The 2,419-nt window shown below is 54.7% G+C and carries 2 protein-coding genes; one reads left to right on the plus strand and one right to left on the minus strand.

Annotation, left to right across the window (positions count from 1 at the left end):
- Nucleotides 1–80 precede the first annotated feature (80 nt).
- Nucleotides 81–1,370, minus strand: coding sequence for an adenosylmethionine--8-amino-7-oxononanoate transaminase (gene bioA / locus QZF50_RS23470; RefSeq protein ID WP_290389033.1), 1,290 nt, complete (start codon nt 1,368–1,370; stop codon nt 81–83).
- Between the two features lie 86 nt (nt 1,371–1,456).
- Here bioA and bioB point away from each other — a divergent pair.
- On the plus strand, nt 1,457–2,419 hold a 963-nt coding region (bioB, locus tag QZF50_RS23475), incomplete at its 3' end, for a biotin synthase BioB (RefSeq protein WP_109553039.1).

Genomic DNA, 2,419 nt, shown 5'->3' on the forward strand with positions numbered 1-2,419 from the left:
GATCATTACTGATGAGTTTCATGAACCCTCCTTTCTAGTTTGCAGAAAGTGTAGCCAGAAACCCACACGCTGACTTCCCGTTATTGGCTAAAAAATGTTTCATCCTGCACCGCACGGTTATCCGCTGCGGTCAGACGCTGCAACTGTTGCGGGAGAATAATATAGGGCGGCATCAGGTAAATCAGTTTGCCAAAAGGCCGGATCCAGACACCCTGTTCGACAAAGAATTTTTGCAGCGCCGCCATATTCACCGGACGAGTTGTTTCGACTACGCCGATTGCCCCCAGCACGCGCACATCGGCAACCATTTCGGCATTACGGGCGGGGGCAAGTTGCTCGCGCAGCTGTACTTCAATATCCGCCACCTGTTGCTGCCAGTCGCCAGATTCGAGAATCGCCAGGCTGGCGTTTGCAGCCGCGCAGGCCAGCGGATTGCCCATAAAAGTTGGCCCGTGCATAAAGCAGCCGGTTTCGCCGTTACTGATGGTTTCTGCAACCTCGCGCGTGGTGAGTGTGGCGGAAAGGGTCATTGTGCCGCCGGTTAAGGCTTTACCGAGGCACAAAATGTCCGGCGCGATTTCTGCATATTCACAGGCAAACAGTTTGCCGGTACGACCAAATCCGGTGGCGATCTCGTCGGCAATCAGCAAGATACCTTCGCGATCGCACATTTTGCGGATTCGTTTTAACCATTCCGGATGGTACATGCGCATCCCGCCTGCGCCCTGGACAATCGGCTCAATGATCACCGCCGCGATTTCATGACGATGCGCCGCCATCAGGCGGGCAAAGCCCACCATATCGCGCTCATCCCATTCGCCATCCATGCGGCTTTGCGGGGCGGGAGCAAACAGGTTTTCTGGCAGGTAGCCTTTCCACAGACTGTGCATTGAGTTATCCGGATCGCACACCGACATCGCGCCAAAGGTATCGCCATGATAACCATTGCGGAAGGTCAGAAAACGCTGGCGCGCTTCGCCTTTGGCTTGCCAGTACTGCAACGCCATTTTCATCGCCACTTCCACCGCTACGGAACCGGAGTCCGCAAGAAAAACGCACTCCAGCGGTTGCGGCGTCATCGCCACCAGTTTGCGGCACAGCTCAATGGCTGGCGTATGGGTGATACCGCCAAACATCACATGCGACATGGCATCAATTTGCGACTTCATCGCCGCATTAAGCTGTGGGTGATTGTAGCCGTGGATCGCCGCCCACCAGGACGACATACCGTCAACCAGGCGTCTGCCGTCAGACAAAATTAGCTCGCAACCTTCGGCGCTCGCCACCGGATAAACCGGTAGAGGGGAGGTCATGGATGTGTATGGGTGCCAGATATGGCGTTGGTCAAAGGCAAGATCGTCCGTTGTCATAATCGACTTGTAAACCAAATTGAAAAGATTTAGGTTTACAAGTCTACACCGAATTAACAACAAAAAACACGTTTTGGAGAAGCCCCATGGCTCACCGCCCACGCTGGACATTGTCGCAAGTCACAGAATTATTTGAAAAACCGTTGCTGGATCTGCTGTTTGAAGCGCAGCAGGTGCATCGTCAGCATTTCGATCCTCGTCAGGTACAGGTCAGCACGTTGCTGTCGATTAAAACCGGAGCTTGTCCGGAAGATTGCAAATACTGCCCGCAAAGCTCGCGCTACAAAACCGGGCTGGAAGCCGAGCGGTTGATGGAAGTTGAACAGGTGCTGGAGTCGGCGCGCAAAGCGAAAGCGGCAGGATCGACGCGCTTCTGTATGGGCGCGGCGTGGAAGAATCCCCACGAACGCGATATGCCGTACCTGGAACAAATGGTGCAGGGGGTAAAAGCGATGGGGCTGGAGGCGTGTATGACGCTGGGCACGTTGAGTGAATCTCAGGCGCAGCGCCTCGCGAACGCCGGGCTGGATTACTACAACCACAACCTGGACACCTCGCCGGAGTTTTACGGCAATATCATCACCACCCGCACTTATCAGGAACGCCTCGATACGCTGGAAAAAGTGCGCGATGCCGGGATCAAAGTCTGTTCTGGCGGCATTGTGGGCTTAGGCGAAACGGTAAAAGATCGCGCCGGATTATTGCTGCAACTGGCAAACCTGCCGACGCCGCCGGAAAGCGTACCAATCAACATGCTGGTGAAGGTGAAAGGCACGCCGCTTGCCGATAACGATGATGTCGATGCCTTTGATTTTATTCGCACCATTGCGGTCGCGCGGATCATGATGCCAACCTCTTACGTGCGCCTTTCTGCCGGACGCGAGCAGATGAACGAACAGACTCAGGCGATGTGCTTTATGGCAGGCGCAAACTCGATTTTCTACGGTTGCAAACTGCTAACCACGCCGAATCCGGAAGAAGATAAAGACCTGCAACTGTTTCGCAAACTGGGGCTAAATCCGCAGCAAACTGCCGTGCTGGCAGGGGAT

The organism is uncultured Escherichia sp. (assembly GCF_948475835.1).
Classification (GTDB): domain Bacteria; phylum Pseudomonadota; class Gammaproteobacteria; order Enterobacterales; family Enterobacteriaceae; genus ECMA0423.

Coding starts and splice junctions, on each gene's coding strand:
- bioA (WP_290389033.1), bottom strand. CDS start 1,370: ATGACAACGGACGATCTTGCCTTTGACCAACGCCATATCTGGCACCCA.